11 protein-coding genes and 1 pseudogene are annotated in these 18,102 nt (G+C 37.9%); 7 read left to right on the top strand and 5 right to left on the bottom strand.

Translation table 11 applies throughout. The annotated features are described in order from the left end of the window. Positions 1-128 precede the first annotated feature (128 nt). Both ACR2MV_RS16180 and ACR2MV_RS16175 read right to left on the bottom strand, forming a co-directional pair. Entirely contained in the window at positions 129-1,625 is a 1,497-nt protein-coding gene (locus tag ACR2MV_RS16180; RefSeq protein ID WP_434023299.1) for a S10 family peptidase, read from the bottom strand. A gap of 27 nt (positions 1,626-1,652) precedes the next feature. Then, positions 1,653-3,710: an HD family phosphohydrolase gene (locus ACR2MV_RS16175; RefSeq protein ID WP_434023298.1), complete on the bottom strand. Its 2,058-nt coding sequence runs from the start codon at positions 3,708-3,710 to the stop codon at positions 1,653-1,655. Between the two features lie 268 nt (positions 3,711-3,978). Here ACR2MV_RS16175 and ACR2MV_RS16170 point away from each other — a divergent pair, with 268 nt between their 5' ends. Genes ACR2MV_RS16170 through ACR2MV_RS16160 form a run of 3 tightly spaced genes read left to right on the top strand, consistent with a single transcriptional unit; the run spans position 3,979 to position 6,875 of the window. Then, on the top strand, positions 3,979-5,154 hold the full coding sequence (locus tag ACR2MV_RS16170) for an acetyl-CoA C-acyltransferase (protein WP_434023296.1): 1,176 nt from the start codon (positions 3,979-3,981) through the stop codon (positions 5,152-5,154). Positions 5,155-5,185: 31 nt separating this feature from the next. Further along, on the top strand, positions 5,186-5,956 hold the full coding sequence (locus ACR2MV_RS16165) for an NlpC/P60 family protein (protein WP_434023294.1): 771 nt from the start codon (positions 5,186-5,188) through the stop codon (positions 5,954-5,956). Positions 5,957-5,999: 43 nt separating this feature from the next. After that, complete coding sequence (locus tag ACR2MV_RS16160; RefSeq protein ID WP_434023293.1) at positions 6,000-6,875, top strand: hypothetical protein; 876 nt, start codon at positions 6,000-6,002, stop codon at positions 6,873-6,875. Positions 6,876-6,937: 62 nt separating this feature from the next. Here ACR2MV_RS16160 and ACR2MV_RS16155 read toward each other — a convergent pair whose 3' ends face one another. After that, positions 6,938-8,203 carry a tetratricopeptide repeat protein gene (locus ACR2MV_RS16155; RefSeq protein ID WP_434023291.1) on the bottom strand — a complete coding sequence of 422 codons (1,266 nt, stop codon included), beginning with the start codon at positions 8,201-8,203 and terminating at the stop codon, positions 6,938-6,940. A gap of 45 nt (positions 8,204-8,248) precedes the next feature. Next, complete coding sequence (gyrA, locus tag ACR2MV_RS16150) at positions 8,249-10,762, bottom strand: DNA gyrase subunit A (RefSeq protein WP_434023289.1); 2,514 nt, start codon at positions 10,760-10,762, stop codon at positions 8,249-8,251. Between the two features lie 223 nt (positions 10,763-10,985). On the opposite strand from gyrA, the gene ACR2MV_RS16145 reads away from it, so the two are divergent. Further along, positions 10,986-13,520, top strand: a complete 2,535-nt coding sequence (locus ACR2MV_RS16145; RefSeq protein WP_434023288.1) for an ATP-dependent Clp protease ATP-binding subunit — start codon at positions 10,986-10,988, stop codon at positions 13,518-13,520. A gap of 36 nt (positions 13,521-13,556) precedes the next feature. Here the strand turns inward: ACR2MV_RS16145 and ACR2MV_RS16140 are convergent, their stop codons facing one another. After that, the gene (locus ACR2MV_RS16140) at positions 13,557-14,144 is read right to left on the bottom strand and encodes an HdeD family acid-resistance protein (protein WP_434023286.1); all 588 of its coding nucleotides are present in this window, start codon (positions 14,142-14,144) and stop codon (positions 13,557-13,559) included. A 413-nt stretch (positions 14,145-14,557) separates the two neighbouring features. On the opposite strand from ACR2MV_RS16140, the gene thrA reads away from it, so the two are divergent. The 3 genes and pseudogenes from thrA to ACR2MV_RS16125 form a co-directional block, all read left to right on the top strand. Continuing rightward, the gene (gene thrA / locus ACR2MV_RS16135; protein WP_434023285.1) at positions 14,558-17,002 is read left to right on the top strand and encodes a bifunctional aspartate kinase/homoserine dehydrogenase I; all 2,445 of its coding nucleotides are present in this window, start codon (positions 14,558-14,560) and stop codon (positions 17,000-17,002) included. Positions 17,003-17,007: 5 nt separating this feature from the next. Next, on the top strand, positions 17,008-17,949 hold the full coding sequence (locus tag ACR2MV_RS16130) for a homoserine kinase (protein ID WP_434023284.1): 942 nt from the start codon (positions 17,008-17,010) through the stop codon (positions 17,947-17,949). Next, positions 17,949-18,102: pseudogene (locus ACR2MV_RS16125) on the top strand (threonine synthase); the annotation flags it as partial. The gene ACR2MV_RS16130 and the pseudogene ACR2MV_RS16125, both read left to right, overlap by 1 nt.

Genomic DNA, 18,102 nt, shown 5'->3' with positions numbered 1-18,102 from the left:
ATCACTAGTTTACAAAGGTTTAAATATAAAAAAAATGATGCATTAAAAATAACCATCCCAAATCAAACCAGACATCAGTTAGTTCATCCCAGTTTTATGGAGCCCAGGCTGAAGGCTTGCTCAATAAATTAATACTTAGCAGATTTTCCGTTAGGAGAGGATTTTTCAATAAAATCCCGAATATCCTGATTGGCTGATTCAAGATCCTCTTTACGTAAATACATCATATGGCCACTGCGATAGCCTTTAAAACTCATGCGGTCTTGAAGCGCACCACTGGGATCCATTTGCCACATAGTATATTTTGCATTAAAATAAGTAGTTGCTCCGTCGTAATAACCAGATTGAAACAATACATTTAAATAAGGATTCGCTGCCATGGCCTGTCGCAGCTGTTCTCTTGTATTGTTATCCCTTCGGTCCCAGGGATGCACATTTCCAAACATCTGATACTTTATATCCGTTTTAAAATTCAATTCATTACGCATATAATAATTGATTGCAGGTGTAAAAGAATGCAGCCAGGATGTTAATTCAGCGTTGTAATCAGGACTGCTTCCTGCCAGTTTTTTATCTATTCCCAAATACCTGGAATCAAGTCTGCCAATGGTATTTCCCGAGGCATCCCTCAACAGTTCTTTCCAAAAAAAACGGGTCGGAACGTTCAGGTTATGCTCCAGAATTGACTTTTCTGACAATCCAGAATAATAAGACATTTTTTTGGCAACTGCCTTCTTTTCTTCCACCTCTAAAGCCCCTCCTTTGGCAATAGCAGGCATCAATTGGTTCACCGCATATTCCTCTGATTCCGGTAAGACTTCAAGCAAATCTTTCTGCTGTAGTGCTTGTGGTAACATTTTATGATACCAGGCCGCAGCCGTAAAATAAGGTAAATTTAAGGCCGAGGAAATTGCGGGATCTGATTGAAAGTACTTATAATCGGCTGGAGAAACCAATATCACACCATTTAAATACATCCACTGCTTTTCCTGAAGCTCCAGAGCCAATCCAGACACTCGAGTTCCGCCATAGCTCTCTCCTATTAGGAATTTAGGCGATAACCACCTGTTTTGTCTGTTTACAAAGGTATTCAGCCAGGAAGCCAGGTATTTGATATCGGCATTAATACCGAAAAAAGTTTCCTTCTTTACCTCTTCTCCTGCCATGGGTATCGTTCTTGAATAGCCCGTATTTACTGGGTTTACATAAACAATATCTGCTACATCCAATATGGAACTTTCGTTTTCATGAACCCCATAAGGCTGTTGTGGAAACCCTTCCTCATCTATATTCAAAACTTTAGGCCCCGTATAAGCTACATGCATCCAGACTGAAGCCGATCCCGGACCGCCGTTAAATGAAATTACCAAAGGACGTTTTGCCAGATCGCCGGCATTGTCTCTCTTATAATAGGTATAGTGCAGCGTTGCAATTGCCTTTCCTTCCTCGTCCCAGACTGGCTGTGTTCCTGTGGTTGCTGAATAACTTATTCGTTGCCCTTTGATGGTTGTACTATGATTTGTAACGATCATGGTATCTGCCGCTATCTCATTCATCTGTGCGAGGGCAACACTATGGAAGACCACCGTAATTCCCATTAAAACTCTTAATTTTAACTTATGCATCCTTTATCTATTAAGTGATTTATTAAATTATTCCGGGTATTCAATTCGAAGGTGGTAAATATTGTTAAGCTTTTTCTTAATTACCTTCTTAATGGTTTGAATTTCTTTAAAGGTGATATCTGAATTCATGTATTGTCCTTTACTCATCTGCCCATTAATAATCTTTTCAACCAGATCGTCAATTAACATAGCCGTTGGATCCTTGATACTTTTAGAAGCCGCTTCACAGGCATCGCACATCATTAAAATCGCTGTTTCCTTCGAAAATGGAATCGGACCCGGATACGTATAATCCTTTGGATTGACCTGATCAGGAGTAATATCGTTCTGTTTCTTGTAAAAATAATACACCATGCTGGTACCATGATGGGTTCTGATAAAATCTATGATCCGATCCGGCAAGCGGTTTTTCTTGGCAATTTCTATTCCCTTTAAAACATGATCAATGATGATATTAGCCGAATCATGAGGTGGTAATTCATTGTGAGGATTTACACTTGTTGTTTGATTTTCAATAAAATACATTGGATTGACCATTTTACCAATATCATGGTATAAGGCACCTGTTCGCACGAGCATGGCATTGGCTCCGATCTCATTGGCCGAGGCTTCCGCCAAATTGGCTACCTGCATTGAATGCTGAAATGTTCCCGGTGCTTTTTCATTGAGCTCACGCAACAATTTCGAATTCGTGTTTGATAATTCAAGCAGAGAGACATCGGATACCAGATTAAAGGTCTTTTCATAAATTAAAATTAAAAACAGAGACAAGAACGACAAAACACCGTTTAAAGAAAACATGACAAAATAACCCCATTTAAGTTGTTGGGCATTCCCTTCCTGAATAATAGAAAAAGCCAGATATGCCAGGATATAAACACCTGTAATTTTTATGATGGAAAAAAACAAATTCGCTCTTCTGTGCAATTCTGAAACAGTAAGAATCGTGACGATCCCAGCAATGATCTGTAAAAAGATAAACTCAAAACTATTGGGAACTATAAACCCAAGAATCAATACTGTTACAACGTGCGCAAACAAACCTAACCTCGCATCAAAAAAAGCTTTAAAAATAATAGGCAGTATAATGATGGGCACCACATAGATATAGTTCACCCAGTATTTCTGTACAATAGTGACCAAGAAAACAATGAGGATAATATTAAAGAAAATAAAGGTTAGTTTGGTGTTATTTTCCCATATATTCTTACGATAACGCTGTAAAAAAAGCATCAACATCAAGAGAACAAGTGCGACTAAAATGGTATAGCCAAAAACGATCCAATTGTAATTTGATTTACTCCACAATTGTGAATCATACTCGTTCTTTAGAGACATTAGTATCTCATATTTAGCCCCTTCAACTACATCACCTTTAGCGATTATTCTTTCATTCTCTGTGACCAGTCCCTTATTCACCGTTATATTTTTTACCTCCTCATCTATGACTTTCTGGGTAAATGCTTCATCATAAAAAATATTGGGCTCTAAAATTTCAAAAAACAAGGTGGTGAAATTTTGTTCTAAGCGTTGATACCTTGTGTTATTAAAATACTTTTGGATCGCCGGAACCAACATTTCCGTTGTAAATAATTTATCCGATAGGATATCCTCCACCTCATTACCCCTTCTCAGGGAGACGATGGTATTCTTTGCCACCTTGTCATTATCTGATTTATTCAGAAAACCCTCCTGATAGACCGTTTTTAGAAAACGCTGCCCGAATGTTTTTATCCGGTTTTTACCAAGGCCTGTCGCCGCCGAATCCTCTTGAATCAGCAGAATTTTTGACATATATTGCTCCTCAACTTGCTGATAGACATCCTCTTTGATCGTAAAAAACAATTTCTTATTACCTTCAATTTCTTCAATCTCTTTTGCAACATCCTCATCTGTCTTTAAAATGGCAAAATCAAAGGGGGCATATAAGTTTTCATATTGCCAGGGCTTACCTTTTTGAATATTATACTTGAATTGTCCTCCCTTTGGAAACAAGTATACAATAGTAACGGTTATGGCTATAAACAGAATAATTTTATAGACCAGGGCGTGATTTTGGTAGTATTTGTTTAAAAAATCCTTCATGCAATTGAATTACAGTTTCAAATGTAAAAAATTATACTTCAAAACTCAGTTTTTTAAAGAACTTATACAACTACTAATACTGAGATAAATAAAAATAGTCATAAAACGAAAGGTCAAATCTCAAATTTCCATTTAAACAGATACGTTGACGATCATTTTTCTTTATCCCATCCAAGAGGAATCTCACTAAAATTATTTACTTTCGCAATAGTCATTAATCATAAAAAATGTACGCAAACATCATAGTTTCCATTTAATCTATTTGAACATGAAAGAAGTTGTTATAGTTTCTGCTGTTAGAACACCCATTGGCAGTTTTTTAGGTAGCCTCTCAGAGGTTTCAGCGAGCAAGTTAGGCGCGGCAGCCATTAAAGCTGCTCTGCAAAAAGTTGATCTTGCCCCCTCTGAAGTAGATGAAGTATTTATGGGAAATGTGGTTCAGGCAGGTGTGGGACAGGCGCCTGCTAAACAGGCTGCTCTATTTGCAGGAATTCCTGATACTGTGCCTTGCACGACTATTAATAAGGTATGTGCCTCAGGAATGAAAGCAATTGCCTTTGCAGCTCAATCTATTAAATGTGGTGATGCTGACATCGTTGTTGCCGGTGGAATGGAAAACATGAGTATGATCCCCCATTATATGCAGGGTCGAAAAGGTCAAAAATTTGGAAATATTCAAATTGAAGACGGCTTGTTAAAAGATGGATTGGTCAACGTTTATGACGGCAAACATATGGGTACCTGTGGAGATGCCTGCGCTGAAAAGTATGAGTTTTCTAGAGAAGATCAGGATAAATTTGCCATCGAATCGTACAAAAGATCAGCGGCGGCCTGGGAATCTGGAAAATTCAACAATGAAGTGATCCCCGTGGAAATTCCTCAAAGGAGAGGCGAACCTGTAATTATGAGCGAGGATGAAGAATTTAAAAATGTAAAACTTGAGAAAGTACCTAACCTGCGTCCTGCATTTTCGAAGGATGGCACGGTGACCGCTGCCAACGCATCTACTTTAAATGATGGAGCGGCTGCATTGGTCATTATGAGCCGGGAAAAAGCGAAGGAACTAGGTATAGAAGCTGTTGCTATCATCGATGGATATGCAGATGCTTCTCAAGAGCCGGAATGGTTTACAACTGCCCCCGCAAAAGCATTACCCAAGGCACTTTCAAATGCTGGAATTGACGCGAAACAGGTTGATTATTATGAATTGAATGAAGCATTTTCTGTTGTGGGCTTGGCGAATATCAAATTATTGGACCTGGACCCTGAAAAAGTAAATGTGCACGGTGGAGCGGTATCACTGGGTCACCCCTTAGGATGTTCAGGGGCACGTATTATTGTTACATTAATGAATGTTTTACAACAAAATAACGGTAAAATTGGTGCTGCAGGAATTTGCAACGGCGGAGGTGGTGCAAGTGCCATGGTCATACGTCTGGCCTAATTACTGGACAAAAGATCACTAAAGACTCTACATGGAATTCGGTATATGTCATTTGAATTTTATCGCACTCAGGAAGGAAGCTTCTGACCAAAGTGAAATGGTTTCTCAAATCCTTTTTGGTGAAACTTTTCAGGTACTGATCGATGAAGGAGAATGGCTAAAGGTTCATTTGGATTATGATTTCTATGAAGGTTGGGTTTTAAAAAAGCAAACAACCGAGTTATCCAAAGAAACATACCAGCAAGTTCTTGACGAGGACACTACCTGTTCGGATGAAATGGCGACGTTTATTGAAGATGACAAAAAACAGTTACAAATTCTAACCCTTGGAGCCTGCTTGCCTGAATACAAAAACGGTCAGTTCAAAATTGGTGAGAAGAGCTATAGCTTCGATGGGGATATTCTCTCTGGAAGAATGCCGAAACATCATTTGGTCAGCACTGCCTATAAGTTTGTTAATACGCCTTTTTTATGGGGCGGAAGAACAGTTTTTGGTGTTGATTGTTCGGGCTTCACTCAAATGGTGTATAAAATTAACGGGTACCAACTTTTTAGAGATGCACACCAGCAAGCAAGTCAGGGAGAAGTATTAAGTTTTATTGAAGAATGTGAACCTGGAGATTTGGCATTTTTTGATAATGAAGACGGTGAAATCATTCACACAGGTATTGTTTTAGCCAACAATTATATCATTCATTGCAATGGAAAGGTTCGCATTGACAGGCTGGATTCTAGTGGTATTTACAATGTAGACACCCATAGACATACCCATAAACTGCGAGTGATGAAGCAGTTGTTCTAAAACACTCATATGGAACTCTTTATGACATTTTATAAGAATAATTATGGAAGTAAGAAAACGTAAAATATTTGCAATATCAATTTTATTGATTGTAGTATTCTTATTGTGGAAAGCCTTCTTAAATTACGACAATAAATACCTTTCTGTTAGCCCTGACCTCGGTGAAATATCAGGCATTGAATTTGATAAAGATGGGAATCTTTGGGCCATCAATGACAGTGGTAACAGTACTGAAATTCATCAAATTGATTCCTTAGGTGAGATTCACAGGTCTGTGAAAATCACAAACGCAAAAAATATTGATTGGGAAGATTTGACCCAGGATGATTTTGGACACTTTTTTATTGGTGATTTCGGCAACAACAAAAACAACAGGAATGATCTTACCGTTTATAAAATTGAAAATCCAATAGATTTAAAAGCAAGGGAAACAGAGGCTGAAATAATCAAGTTTAAATTCTTTGACCAGGACTTGAATAATACAACAGACAGTGTCAAAAATTATGACCTTGAGGCCTTTCTTTTTTATAAAGGACGTCTGTATTTATTTACAAAAAACAGAACAAAACCTTTTGATGGTTATACGAATTTGTATAGAATGGAAGATTATGCCTCCAATCAGAAAGCACAGAAAGTAGGCAGGTTTAAAACCTGTCAGGCGGGTAAATATCAATGCTGGATTACAGGAGCTGCCATCAGCCCCAACAGGAAAGTCATGGCCTTATTAGGGTCTAATAAAATTTGGATTTTCAAAAACTGGAAAGGGGATGATTTCTTTACTGGAGCTGTTTCAGAAATAGACCTGGGCATGATTACACAAAAAGAAGCAATTACTTTTATGAATGATTCGACGCTGGTGATTGCTGACGAAAACTTCAGAGGCATCGGTGGAAATCTTTATAAGTATGATATTGATTGATGTATAAAGAACAAAAAAAAAGCCATCAATGAATGATGGCTTTTAATACTTTATAGATTCAATTATTTTAAAGAATCATATTTCTCTTTCATTGTCTGGAACTTGTCATCCATTTCAGTGTTCTCATACAAACTCATCAATGTTCTGATGGTATCTACATCGTCAGGTCTTAACTCATAAGCCTTTTCATATAAAGGAATAACACTTTTATACAATTCAGATTGCTTGGCCTTGATTTCATCGTATTTGTCGAAGTTGTTTAAACTCTTGTTCATTTCTTCAACCAATGCTTTGTCATCTTCTAACATTGCAGAACCTAAATTGATATAACCATCTACATACGTAGGATCTAGCTCAATACATTTATTATAGTATTCTTTTGCTTTTTCATATTCTCCCTGCTCACCGCTAATCACACCTAAATTAAAGAATAGCGCTGCATTGGTAGGATCAATTTCAATTGCCTCATTCATTAACGTCGCAAATTCATCCTTATTTCCTAATTTGATCTGAAGGTTCGCTTCCGTTAAAATTAGATTTACATCCTCAGGAGCTACTGCTCTGGCATCTCTTACTGCGGCAAGGGCTTTTTCAGTGTCCCCTTTTTCAACATAAACAAAAGCAATGTTTTTGATCACTGTTGGTTGTTTTGAATCAGAAGTTTCTACTTTAGGATCTGAATACGTTCCTGTTTTAACCATCAGGTCCATATTGTTTTCGGTTCCCATGTTTTCTCTTTCTCCTGTCTCTTTATTCACTGCTGTATATTCAGTTGATATACCGGTAAAACCGATGTCTTTCAAGGTAGTGAAATAAGCAAGTGCCTTGTCATAATCTTTATCCAAATAAGCGGCGTTCGCAGCATACTCCAGATACACGGTATCTTTTGGACTCATATTATACACTTGATACAATTCTGTTTTTGCAGCAGAATAGTTCTTGTTTTGATAAGATTCGATTCCTTTCGCAGAAACTTCAGAAACCATGGCGTTTAATGTTGGCTCAGCCATCACAGAATACTTTGTGGATCCCATTGTTTCTTCAACGTCAAATAAAGCGTTGAATGATTCAGCAGCTGCTTGATAATTAGCCTCACTTGGGTCAGTTTTTGCTAAAGCAGCATAACTCTCACCTTTTAAGTAATAAAACTTTGCTTTTGTCTTATCATCCGCACCTGAGATTAACCCTTCTGCTTTTGTAAGTTGGTCAATAGCTGTTGTATAATCACTTTTCTTGATCGCTTTTTCAGCAGCTTTTAATTCATCCTTTTGAGCAAATGTTGCAGTACATATAAACAATGCTACTAACAACAAAATTTGATTTTTCATTTTAAATATTTAACAAATTATATATCGATTAATTAGCGTGCAAAATTAATCATTTTGTTCGTTACTTTCATGATTTTCATCAGTTTTTATTTCATTATCAGCGATTTCCGAAACCTCATCCTCCTCACTTTTAACTTTGGCTACAGCAGCAATCGAATCATTTTCTTTAATATTTATCAATTTTACTCCTTGCGTCGCTCTTCCCATAACACGTAAATCGGAAACCGACATTCTTATCGTGATACCAGATTTATTGATAATCATTAAATCATTGTCATCAGTCACATTCTTAATAGCAACCAACTCTCCAGTTTTATCCGTTATATTAATGGTCTTGACACCTTTTCCACCACGATTCGTAATTCTGTAATCATCAAGCTTCGATCTTTTACCGTATCCTTTTTCAGAAACAACCAAAATATCACTGTCATCGTCTGAAATAGAAACCATACCAACCACTTCATCCTTATCATCTCTCAATCTGATTCCGCGAACACCTGAGGCATTTCTACCCATCGGTCTGGTCTTCCCTTCCTCAAACCTGATAGATTTCCCAGACTTGGCAGCAATCATGATCTGACTCTCTCCATTTGTCAGTTTAGCTTCGAGCAGTTCATCACCATCTTTGATGGTAATCGCATTGATACCATTGGTTCTTGGTCTGGAATACTGCTCCAACGATGTTTTCTTGGTTTGACCTTTCTTGGTGACCATCACCACATAGTTACTGTTCACATATTCCTCATTTTTTAAGTCCTGCGTGACCAGGAAGGCTTTCACCTTGTCATCATTTTCTATATTGATCAGGTTCTGAATAGCCCTTCCTTTTGAAGTTTTGTTTCCTTCAGGGATTTCATAAACGCGCATCCAGAACACTTTTCCTTTTTGCGTAAAGAACAACATGTACTGATGGTTTGTGGCCGAAAACAAATGCTCAAGGAAATCTTCATTTCTTGTAGCTACTCCTTTTTGACCTCTACCACCTCTATTTTGCGTTTTATATTCAGAAAGGTCCGTTCTTTTGATATAACCGGCATGAGAAATAGTAACAACCACCTTTGAGTTAGGGATCATATCTTCAATATTCAATTCTCCACCTGCATATTCTATCACGGATCTTCTTTCATCTCCGTACTTATCTTTGATCTCAAGAAGTTCATCTTTGATAATGTTCATTCTTCGTGGTTCATTCGCAAGAATATCTTTCAAATCTTCGATCAATTTCATGATCTCCTCGTATTCAGCTCTTAACTTATCTTGTTCCAGACCCGTTAATTGCCTCAACCTCATTTCAACAATGGCCTTGGCCTGAATTTCAGTTAATTCAAATCTGTCGATTAACTTGGTTCTTGCCTCATCTGCATTTCCAGAGGCACGAATTAATTTAATTACTTCATCGATATTATCACTGGCAATGATCAGACCTTCAAGGATGTGTGCTCTTGCTTCCGCTTTGGCCAGTTCAAACTTTGTTCGTCTGATAACTACTTCATGTCTGTGGTCTACAAAATGAACGATCAAATCTTTCAGGTTCAGCACCTCAGGCTTGCCATTTACCAAGGCAATATTATTCACACTAAAGGAAGTTTGCAGCGCCGTGTACTTGTACAATTTATTCAACACAATATTAGGTATGGCATCTCTTTTTAAAACGTATACCAACCTTCTTCCTTTTCTACTTGTTTCATCCCTGATAGATGCTATTCCATCTATTTTATGATCGTTGATCAGATCCACGGTCTTTTTAAGAAGCTCCGATCCGTTTACCTGATACGGTAATTCAGTAACTACAATACATTCCCTGCCATTTACTTCTTCAAAATTGGCTTTTGCCCGCATTACAACACGTCCTCTACCTGTCAGGAAAGCCTGTTTTACACCTTCATATCCGTAAATGGTACCACCTGTAGGAAAATCTGGAGCTTTGATATATTCTATAAGTTCTTCAACTTCAATAGCATTGTTATCAATGTAAGCCACCGTTCCATCAACCACTTCACTTAAATTGTGAGGTGCCATATTGGTCGCCATACCTACAGCAATACCTGAGGCTCCGTTCACCAATAAACTAGGAATTCTGGTTGGTAATACCGTTGGTTCCTGTAAGGTGTCATCAAAATTCAAACGATGATCTACTGTATCTTTTTCGATATCCGCCAACATGTCTTCTGAGATCTTTCTCATTCTGACCTCTGTATAACGCATTGCAGCCGGACTGTCACCATCAGGAGAACCAAAGTTACCTTGTCCATCCACCAATTCATAACGCATACTCCAATCCTGAGCCATACGTACCATGGCATCATAAACAGAGGTATCTCCGTGTGGATGATATTTACCAAGAACCTCCCCTACTACTCTTGCAGATTTCTTATGAGCTCCGGTTGCTTTTATCCCTAATTCATGCATTCCAAATAACACCCTTCTGTGAACGGGTTTCAATCCATCTCTCACATCTGGTAAAGCTCTTGAAACAATTACAGACATTGAATAATCAATGTATGCAGATTTCATTTCTTCCTCAATATTAATTGGAATTATCTTATCGTTTTCTGCCATATTATCTAAGCGTTTTTAATCGTTTTTTTTAGCAGGAGCAATATACAATTATTCTTATTTTTAGTGATGCCAAGCCCCGTTTTTATTAAGATTAGTTATTAACAATACTTCCGCATTATTTCACTGAATTTTAGTAACTTAGTATGAAGTTAAAAGTTGCTGATAACTTTTGTAATGAATAAGTTAAAATTTCTACTAAATTTACAAGATAAACAACAAGCATATGGACGATAATTTTTCACCAAAAGTAAAGGATGTGATTGCCTATAGTAAGGAAGAGGCTTTGAGATTGGGGCATGATTTTATAGGAACAGAACACCTGATGCTTGGTATTTTGCGAAAAGGTAAGGGCGAAGCATACGATATATTGAACACCTTCGAATTGAATTTTTCTGCTTTAAGAAAAAAAATAGAATTGCTTCATGAAGTGGGTTCAGCCTCGGCAGAGGTCAATGATAAAAAAAGTCTTCATTTGACAAAGCAGGCGGAGAAAGCACTTAAAACCACCTTTTTAGAGGCCAAGTTATATAAAAGCGATGCGATAAGCACTGCCCACTTATTACTGTGTATTTTAAGAAACGAAAATGACCCTACCACGAAAGTACTGCATAACTTTGATGTTTTTTATGAAGATGTAAAAGAAGTTTTTCAGGAATTATTTGCAGGAACGAAGGAGGAAGATATTACAGAATCTCCAGTGGCCGAAACACCACCTGAAGACTTCAACGATCCTCAAAAAAACCCGTACCAGGGATCTAAAGGAAAGGTTGTAAAGAAGTCAAAAACACCTGTTTTAGACAATTTTGGAAGGGACCTGACCTTGATGGCTGAAGCAGGGAATTTAGATCCTGTAGTGGGCCGACAACAAGAAATTGAGCGTATTTCTCAAATACTAAGTAGAAGAAAGAAAAACAATCCCATCCTGATTGGAGAACCAGGAGTAGGTAAATCTGCCATTGCAGAAGGATTGGCCTTGCGCATCATTCAGAAAAAAGTTTCCAGAATTTTATTTAATAAAAGAATCGTTTCCCTGGATCTTGCCAGCTTGGTAGCAGGTACAAAATACAGAGGGCAATTTGAAGAAAGAATGAAGGCCTTGATGAATGAGTTGGAAAAGAACGATGATATCATCCTTTTTATCGATGAGATTCACACCATTGTTGGAGCCGGTGGCGCAACAGGGTCATTGGATGCCTCCAATATGTTTAAACCTGCCCTGGCCAGAGGAGAGATACAATGTATCGGTGCCACTACCCTGGATGAGTTTAGACAGAATATTGAAAAAGACGGAGCTTTGGAAAGACGTTTCCAAAAAGTGATGGTGGAGCCGACTTCTGTGGAAGAAACCATTCAGATTCTGGACAATATAAAAAACAAATATGAAGACCATCACAATGTGGTGTTCACGCCCGAAGCGATCAAAGCCTGTGTTACGTTGACGAATCGTTATATGACTGACAGATACCTGCCGGACAAAGCCATTGATGCGCTGGATGAAGCAGGGTCACGTATTCATATCACAAATATTGTGGTGCCCAAAACGGTTCTTGAGTTGGAGAAAAAACTCGAAGAAATAAGGGAGCACAAAAATGATGTGGTAAAAAGTCAAAAATATGAGGAAGCAGCAAAGCTTCGTGATGATGAAAAACGTACAGAAAAAGAATTAGAAACGGCTCAAACCGACTGGGAAGAGCATTCTAAGCTGCACAAGGAAACCGTCACAGAAGATAATGTTGCGGAAGTTGTGAGCATGATGACCGGAATCCCTGTAAACAGAATTGCAGAGGCAGAAAGTAAAAGACTCAAAGACCTTCCGAATTTGATTAAAGGAAAGGTAATTGGTCAGGATGAAGCGGTAAGCAAAGTTGTAAAAGCGATTCAAAGAAACCGAGTAGGTTTAAAAGATCCTAACAAACCAATTGGTTCTTTTATATTTCTGGGTCAGACCGGTGTAGGTAAAACACAGTTGGCCAAAATTCTGGCAACTGAATTGTTTGATTCTGCAGATGCACTTGTTCGTATTGACATGAGTGAATATATGGAAAAGTTCGCCATATCAAGATTAATTGGTGCGCCTCCCGGTTATGTAGGTTATGAAGAAGGTGGTCAGTTGACTGAAAAGATCAGACGCAAGCCATATGCAGTAGTTTTACTCGATGAAATTGAGAAAGCGCATCCAGATGTGTTTAATATGCTGCTTCAGGTCTTAGATGATGGTTATATTACGGATAGTCTGGGGAGAAAAATTGATTTCAGACATACGATTATCATTATGACTTCAAATATTGGCTCACGTCAATTAAAGGATTTTGGAACCGGAGTTGGATTTGGTACCTCGTCAAAGAAAGAACAGGCGGATGCCAATGCCAAGAGTGTTATTGAAAATGCCTTGAAAAAAAGCTTTGCACCGGAGTTCTTGAATAGAATTGATGATGTGATCATCTTTAATGCCTTAGAAAGAGCTGATATTCATGCCATTATTGACATCGAATTAGAAAAGCTATTAACAAGAATCTCAGGTTTGGGCTATCAGTTGAAATTAAGTGATGCCGCAAAAGATTTTATTGTTGATAAAGGATTTGACAGACAATATGGAGCGAGACCTTTAAAAAGGGCCATTCAAAAGTATATTGAAGATGCCCTGGCAGAAGAAATCGTAAATGCCAATTTAAATGAAAATGACAGTATCTTTTTGGATTTGGACAAAGACAAAAATGAACTGACAATTAAAATTGATAAGACCAAAGAGTCTAAATAAAAAAAAGGAGGCTTCGGCCTCCTTTTTTTTATCAATTTACGATAATTTATCTTTTAAGTCACTGGCCTTGGATTTGATTTTGCGTAATCTCAGGGCGAGCGTTATATTCGCGACACCAAGCAGCAATAAGGTAAATGCCAGGGTATAGACTAAATAACTGGCACCAATCAAGGGGTTGATGATCGACATCATGGCAAAGATCACAACCAGAATTCCAAATAATAAAATCCAGCCCCAGTCACTAGCGCCAATACTCTTGAGATTAAAGGCAACGGAGATCAAATTAAATCCTCTGAAAAGCAACCAAAACCCAATAAACATAGAAAAAAGAACAATGGTCAATCCTGGATACTTCAACAGAATAAAACCAATGATCACATCGAATATCCCTCCTGCGAGATACAGACCAAAATTCTCAATATCCTCTTTGTTTGTGAGGGCAAAAAATACGTTGAAGAGACCACTTACAAAAATTAATGCACTGAATAGACTGGCCAACCCGATAAAACTTTCTACCGGAGTTGTAAACATCCAATAAGAACTAATGAGTAATAAAATACCCAAGATTAAAAATACCCACCAATTTTTGACGGTTCCTGTTACTGCTGAAATAAGATTTGACATAGTTATTTGTTTAAGATTTGATTAAAGATAAGGATTGTTAGTTACAAATACAGAACGTACTGAAAATTAGCGTCATCATATGATTCGTATTTAAAGTAAAAATGATTATTTAATTTATAGATATATGTGAAAAAAAATGCAGTATTATCAAGTAATTTTTAATGACGTATGATTTAATTAAAAAAAATATAATATTCTTTACCAATTAAAAAAAGAAATATATATTTGCTGCATCATGCAAGAAATAGTTAACATTCATACTTCAAATCGCCGTCGTCCAACGACTGCAACGTTCACTATTACTACCCTTTAGGGGTTCTCTTATATATTACTACGTCTACCAGGAGCATATTCACGAAGAACAAATGCATCCATAAAGTTCAAAATACAATTTAGCTTATAAAACAAATACCATGATAGTATCAAAATTTGGGGGAACATCAGTCGGTTCTGCCGAAAACATAAAAAAAGTAATACAAATAGTCCAAAGTAAATCTGAAGCTTCAGCGGTTGTTGTCTCGGCCTTGGGGGGAGTTACCAATCTCTTGATCAAAGCCTCTCAACAGGCATTAGAAAATAATGTGAACTATGCGGACATCGTCGACGAAATTGAAGATCGACACTTTCAAACAATTGAAGGTTTATTGCATCATGACAATCAAACGGTCTGTAAAGCAGAGGTAGCTAAAAAACTAAATCAATTAAAGGACATCCTGAATGGTGTGGCACTTTTAAATGATCTTTCAGAAAAAACAACGGCCAGAATAGTCAGTTTAGGAGAACAACTATCATCTTTTATTATTCACCAAAGCATGTTACAGGCAGGAATCAAAGCGCAACTTGTAAATAGCAGTGAATGCATCAAGACGGATGACCAGTTTTTAAACGCACAGGTGGAATTAGAAAAGACCTATGGAAATATAAAAGCAAAAATAAAGGAGAGTGACGCACAGGTGCACATACTTCCGGGATTTATTGCATCGAATAACAAAGGTGAAATTACAACCTTGGGACGTGGTGGTTCTGATTTTACTGCTGCCCTTGTTGCAAATGCAGTATCAGCAAGTCTGTTAGAAATATGGACGGATGTAAGTGGCATGTTTACTGCAAATCCTCAATTAGTCAGACAGGCCTACCCTATTGAAGAAATTTCATATCAGGAAGCCATGGAACTCTCGCATTTCGGTGCTAAAGTCTTGTACCCGCCAACCATTCAACCCGTTCTGGATAAGAATATTCCTATTTTGATCAAAAACACCATGGCGGCCGAAGACAAAGGCACTTTAATCACTGAAAAATCATTGGTTTCTGGCTCTATTGTTAAAGGAATAAGTCATATTGGGGATATTGCACTGCTCACCTTAGAAGGTAACGGCATGGTGGGTGTTCCCGGAATTTCCAAACGCTTGTTTGGAGCCCTGGCTCAAAACAATATCAATGTGAAGTTTATCACACAGGCCTCGAGCGAGCATTCCATATGTATCGCCATAGATTCGAATGAAAGTACATTGGCCAAACAAGCCGTTGACGCAGCATTTGAATTTGAAATTCTTCAACACAAGGTCAATCCATTAATTGTTGAAGACGGACTGGCCATTATTGCCTTGGTGGGTGATCACATGAAATCACATCAGGGAATAAGTGGAAAAATGTTCTCAGAACTGGGCAACAATAATGTAAACATCCGAGCGATAGCGCAAGGTTCAACTGAGAAGAACATCTCAGCGGTTATTAATGAAAAGGACGTTAGAAAAGCCTTGAATTCATTACATGCTGTCTTTTTTGAGGATCAGATCAAGCAAATCAATCTATTTGTAGTGGGTATTGGCAATGTTGGTGGAAAATTAGTTGAGCAAATACGTTCTCAATACAAGTATCTTCTGGAAAACCTTCACCTAAATATACGGGTGGTAGCAGTCGCTAATTCAAGAAAAATGTTGTTTGATCCGTCTGGGGTAGATCTGGAAAAGTGGGAAGATGAATTGGATGCAAAAGGACTAAGCTCTGATATGTCAGCCTTTATGGTCAAAATGAAGGAGCTCAATTTGAGAAACTCTGTATTTGTGGACAATACGGCAAATCAAGATGTACCCGATTTGTATGAAGCATGCTTGAAGCATAGCATTGCGGTGGTTGCTTGTAATAAAATTGCCTGTTCATCAAGCCTGGACAATTATAAGAACCTCAAATATTTATCGAGAAAATACAATGCTCCTTTCTTGTTTGAAACAAACGTGGGCGCAGGTTTACCAATTATTGATACCTTAAACAATTTGATTTCATCTGGGGACGAAATCACTGAAATTCAAGCAGTACTTTCCGGAAGTTTGAATTTTATTTTTAATAATTTCTCGGCGGATAGTTCATTTTACAATGTAGTTGAACAAGCAGGTATTGAAGGTTATACGGAGCCGGACCCAAGAATTGACCTCAGTGGTATTGATGTGATGCGAAAGATATTAATATTGATGCGTGAAAGTGGTATGCCTTGCGAACTTGATGATATTGAGAATGATTCGTTTTTACCTCAGGTATCTTTAGATGCCAATACTGTTCCAGATTTTATGGAAACTTTAAAGCAGGCTTCTCAGCATTTTGAGGACCTCAGAACGAAGGCCGAAGCAGCAGACAGCAGACTGAAATATGTAGCTTCCTATAAAAATGGCAAAGCTAAAGTAGGCTTACAGCACATTCCTAAAGAGCATCCGTTTTACAACCTGGATGGCAAAGATAATATTGTGCTTTTCTATACCAATCGATATAAGGATCAACCATTGATCATAAAAGGTGCCGGTGCCGGTGCAGAGGTTACAGCTTCTGGAATTTTTGGCGACATCATCAGAACAGGAAATAAATAGAAGCTATGGATGTTCAGGAAATAAAAGTATTTGCTCCGGCTACCATTGCCAATGTTTCATGCGGCTTTGATGTTATGGGATGTTGTCTGGATTCTGTCGGAGATATCATGGTCTTAAAAAGAAGATCAGAGAAAGGTATTGTCATAAGTAAAATCCATGGTGAAACACTTCCTATGGAACCTGAAAAGAATGTAGCAGGAGTAGCCATTATGGCGCTTTTGGATGCCCTCAATGAGCAACCTGACTTTGGATTTGACATTGAAATTGACAAAAGGATAAAACCGGGAAGTGGCATTGGAAGTAGCGCTGCCAGTGCTGCTGGTGCTGTTTTTGCTGCTAATGAACTGCTGAACAGACCCTTCACGAATCATGAACTGATTCCCTTTGCAGCGGAAGGTGAACGAGCAGCTTGTGGTGCACCCATCGCTGATAATGTAGCCCCTGCCCTTTTAGGTGGGTTTACCCTGGTCAAAGAAACCGAGCCCATCAAAGTCATCGAATTACCTTCTATTGATGGTTTGTACGCTACCATTATTCATCCCCAGATAGAGATTAAAACATCTTTGTCCCGCGATATTTTGCCAGATCATGTCAGTTTGAAAAAAGCAATTCATCAATGGGCGAATGTGGGAAGTCTGGTGCATGCACTCCATACAAATGATCATGAATTATTTGCAGATTCACTGAAAGACTATATCGTTGAACCACATCGGTCAAAATTGATTCCGGAGTTTGACAATGTGATAAAAGCATCGGTTGATGCAGGTGCTCTTGGAGGTGGTATATCAGGGTCAGGACCTTCAATTTTCACATTCAGTAAAAGTGAACAAATAGCTGATAATGTGAAATTAGCAATTGAAAAAATATATAAAAACACGTCTATTCCTTTTCATGTTTATACGAGTAGAATTAATGAACTGGGAGTAAAAATAATACACAAGAAATAATGCAATTCTATAGTTTAAACAAGAAGGCCCCTAAGGTAAGTTTTAAAGAAGCAGTGATCAAAGGAATTGCGCCCGATAAAGGTCTATACTTTCCTGAACGTATAAAAAAACTCCATTCCGATATATTTAAAAACATCGACAACTATTCGAATA

The sequence above is a fragment of the Lutimonas sp. genome (assembly GCF_051011215.1).
Taxonomy (GTDB): domain Bacteria; phylum Bacteroidota; class Bacteroidia; order Flavobacteriales; family Flavobacteriaceae; genus Lutimonas.
The sequence above is the reverse complement of the archived record's forward strand: the minus strand, read 5'-3'. Positions and strand labels throughout refer to the sequence as shown.

Excerpts from the sequence above, each read along its gene's own strand:
- ACR2MV_RS16170 (WP_434023296.1), top strand. The coding sequence starts at position 3,979 with ATGAAAGAAGTTGTTATAGTTTCTGCTGTTAGAACACCCATTGGCAGT.
- ACR2MV_RS16155 (WP_434023291.1), bottom strand. The coding sequence starts at position 8,203 with ATGAAAAATCAAATTTTGTTGTTAGTAGCATTGTTTATATGTACTGCA.
- ACR2MV_RS16145 (WP_434023288.1), top strand. The coding sequence starts at position 10,986 with ATGGACGATAATTTTTCACCAAAAGTAAAGGATGTGATTGCCTATAGT.
- gyrA (WP_434023289.1), bottom strand. The coding sequence starts at position 10,762 with ATGGCAGAAAACGATAAGATAATTCCAATTAATATTGAGGAAGAAATG.
- thrA (WP_434023285.1), top strand. The coding sequence starts at position 14,558 with ATGATAGTATCAAAATTTGGGGGAACATCAGTCGGTTCTGCCGAAAAC.
- ACR2MV_RS16175 (WP_434023298.1), bottom strand. The coding sequence starts at position 3,710 with ATGAAGGATTTTTTAAACAAATACTACCAAAATCACGCCCTGGTCTAT.
- ACR2MV_RS16165 (WP_434023294.1), top strand. The coding sequence starts at position 5,186 with ATGGAATTCGGTATATGTCATTTGAATTTTATCGCACTCAGGAAGGAA.
- ACR2MV_RS16160 (WP_434023293.1), top strand. The coding sequence starts at position 6,000 with ATGGAAGTAAGAAAACGTAAAATATTTGCAATATCAATTTTATTGATT.
- ACR2MV_RS16130 (WP_434023284.1), top strand. The coding sequence starts at position 17,008 with ATGGATGTTCAGGAAATAAAAGTATTTGCTCCGGCTACCATTGCCAAT.
- ACR2MV_RS16140 (WP_434023286.1), bottom strand. The coding sequence starts at position 14,144 with ATGTCAAATCTTATTTCAGCAGTAACAGGAACCGTCAAAAATTGGTGG.
- ACR2MV_RS16180 (WP_434023299.1), bottom strand. The coding sequence starts at position 1,625 with ATGCATAAGTTAAAATTAAGAGTTTTAATGGGAATTACGGTGGTCTTC.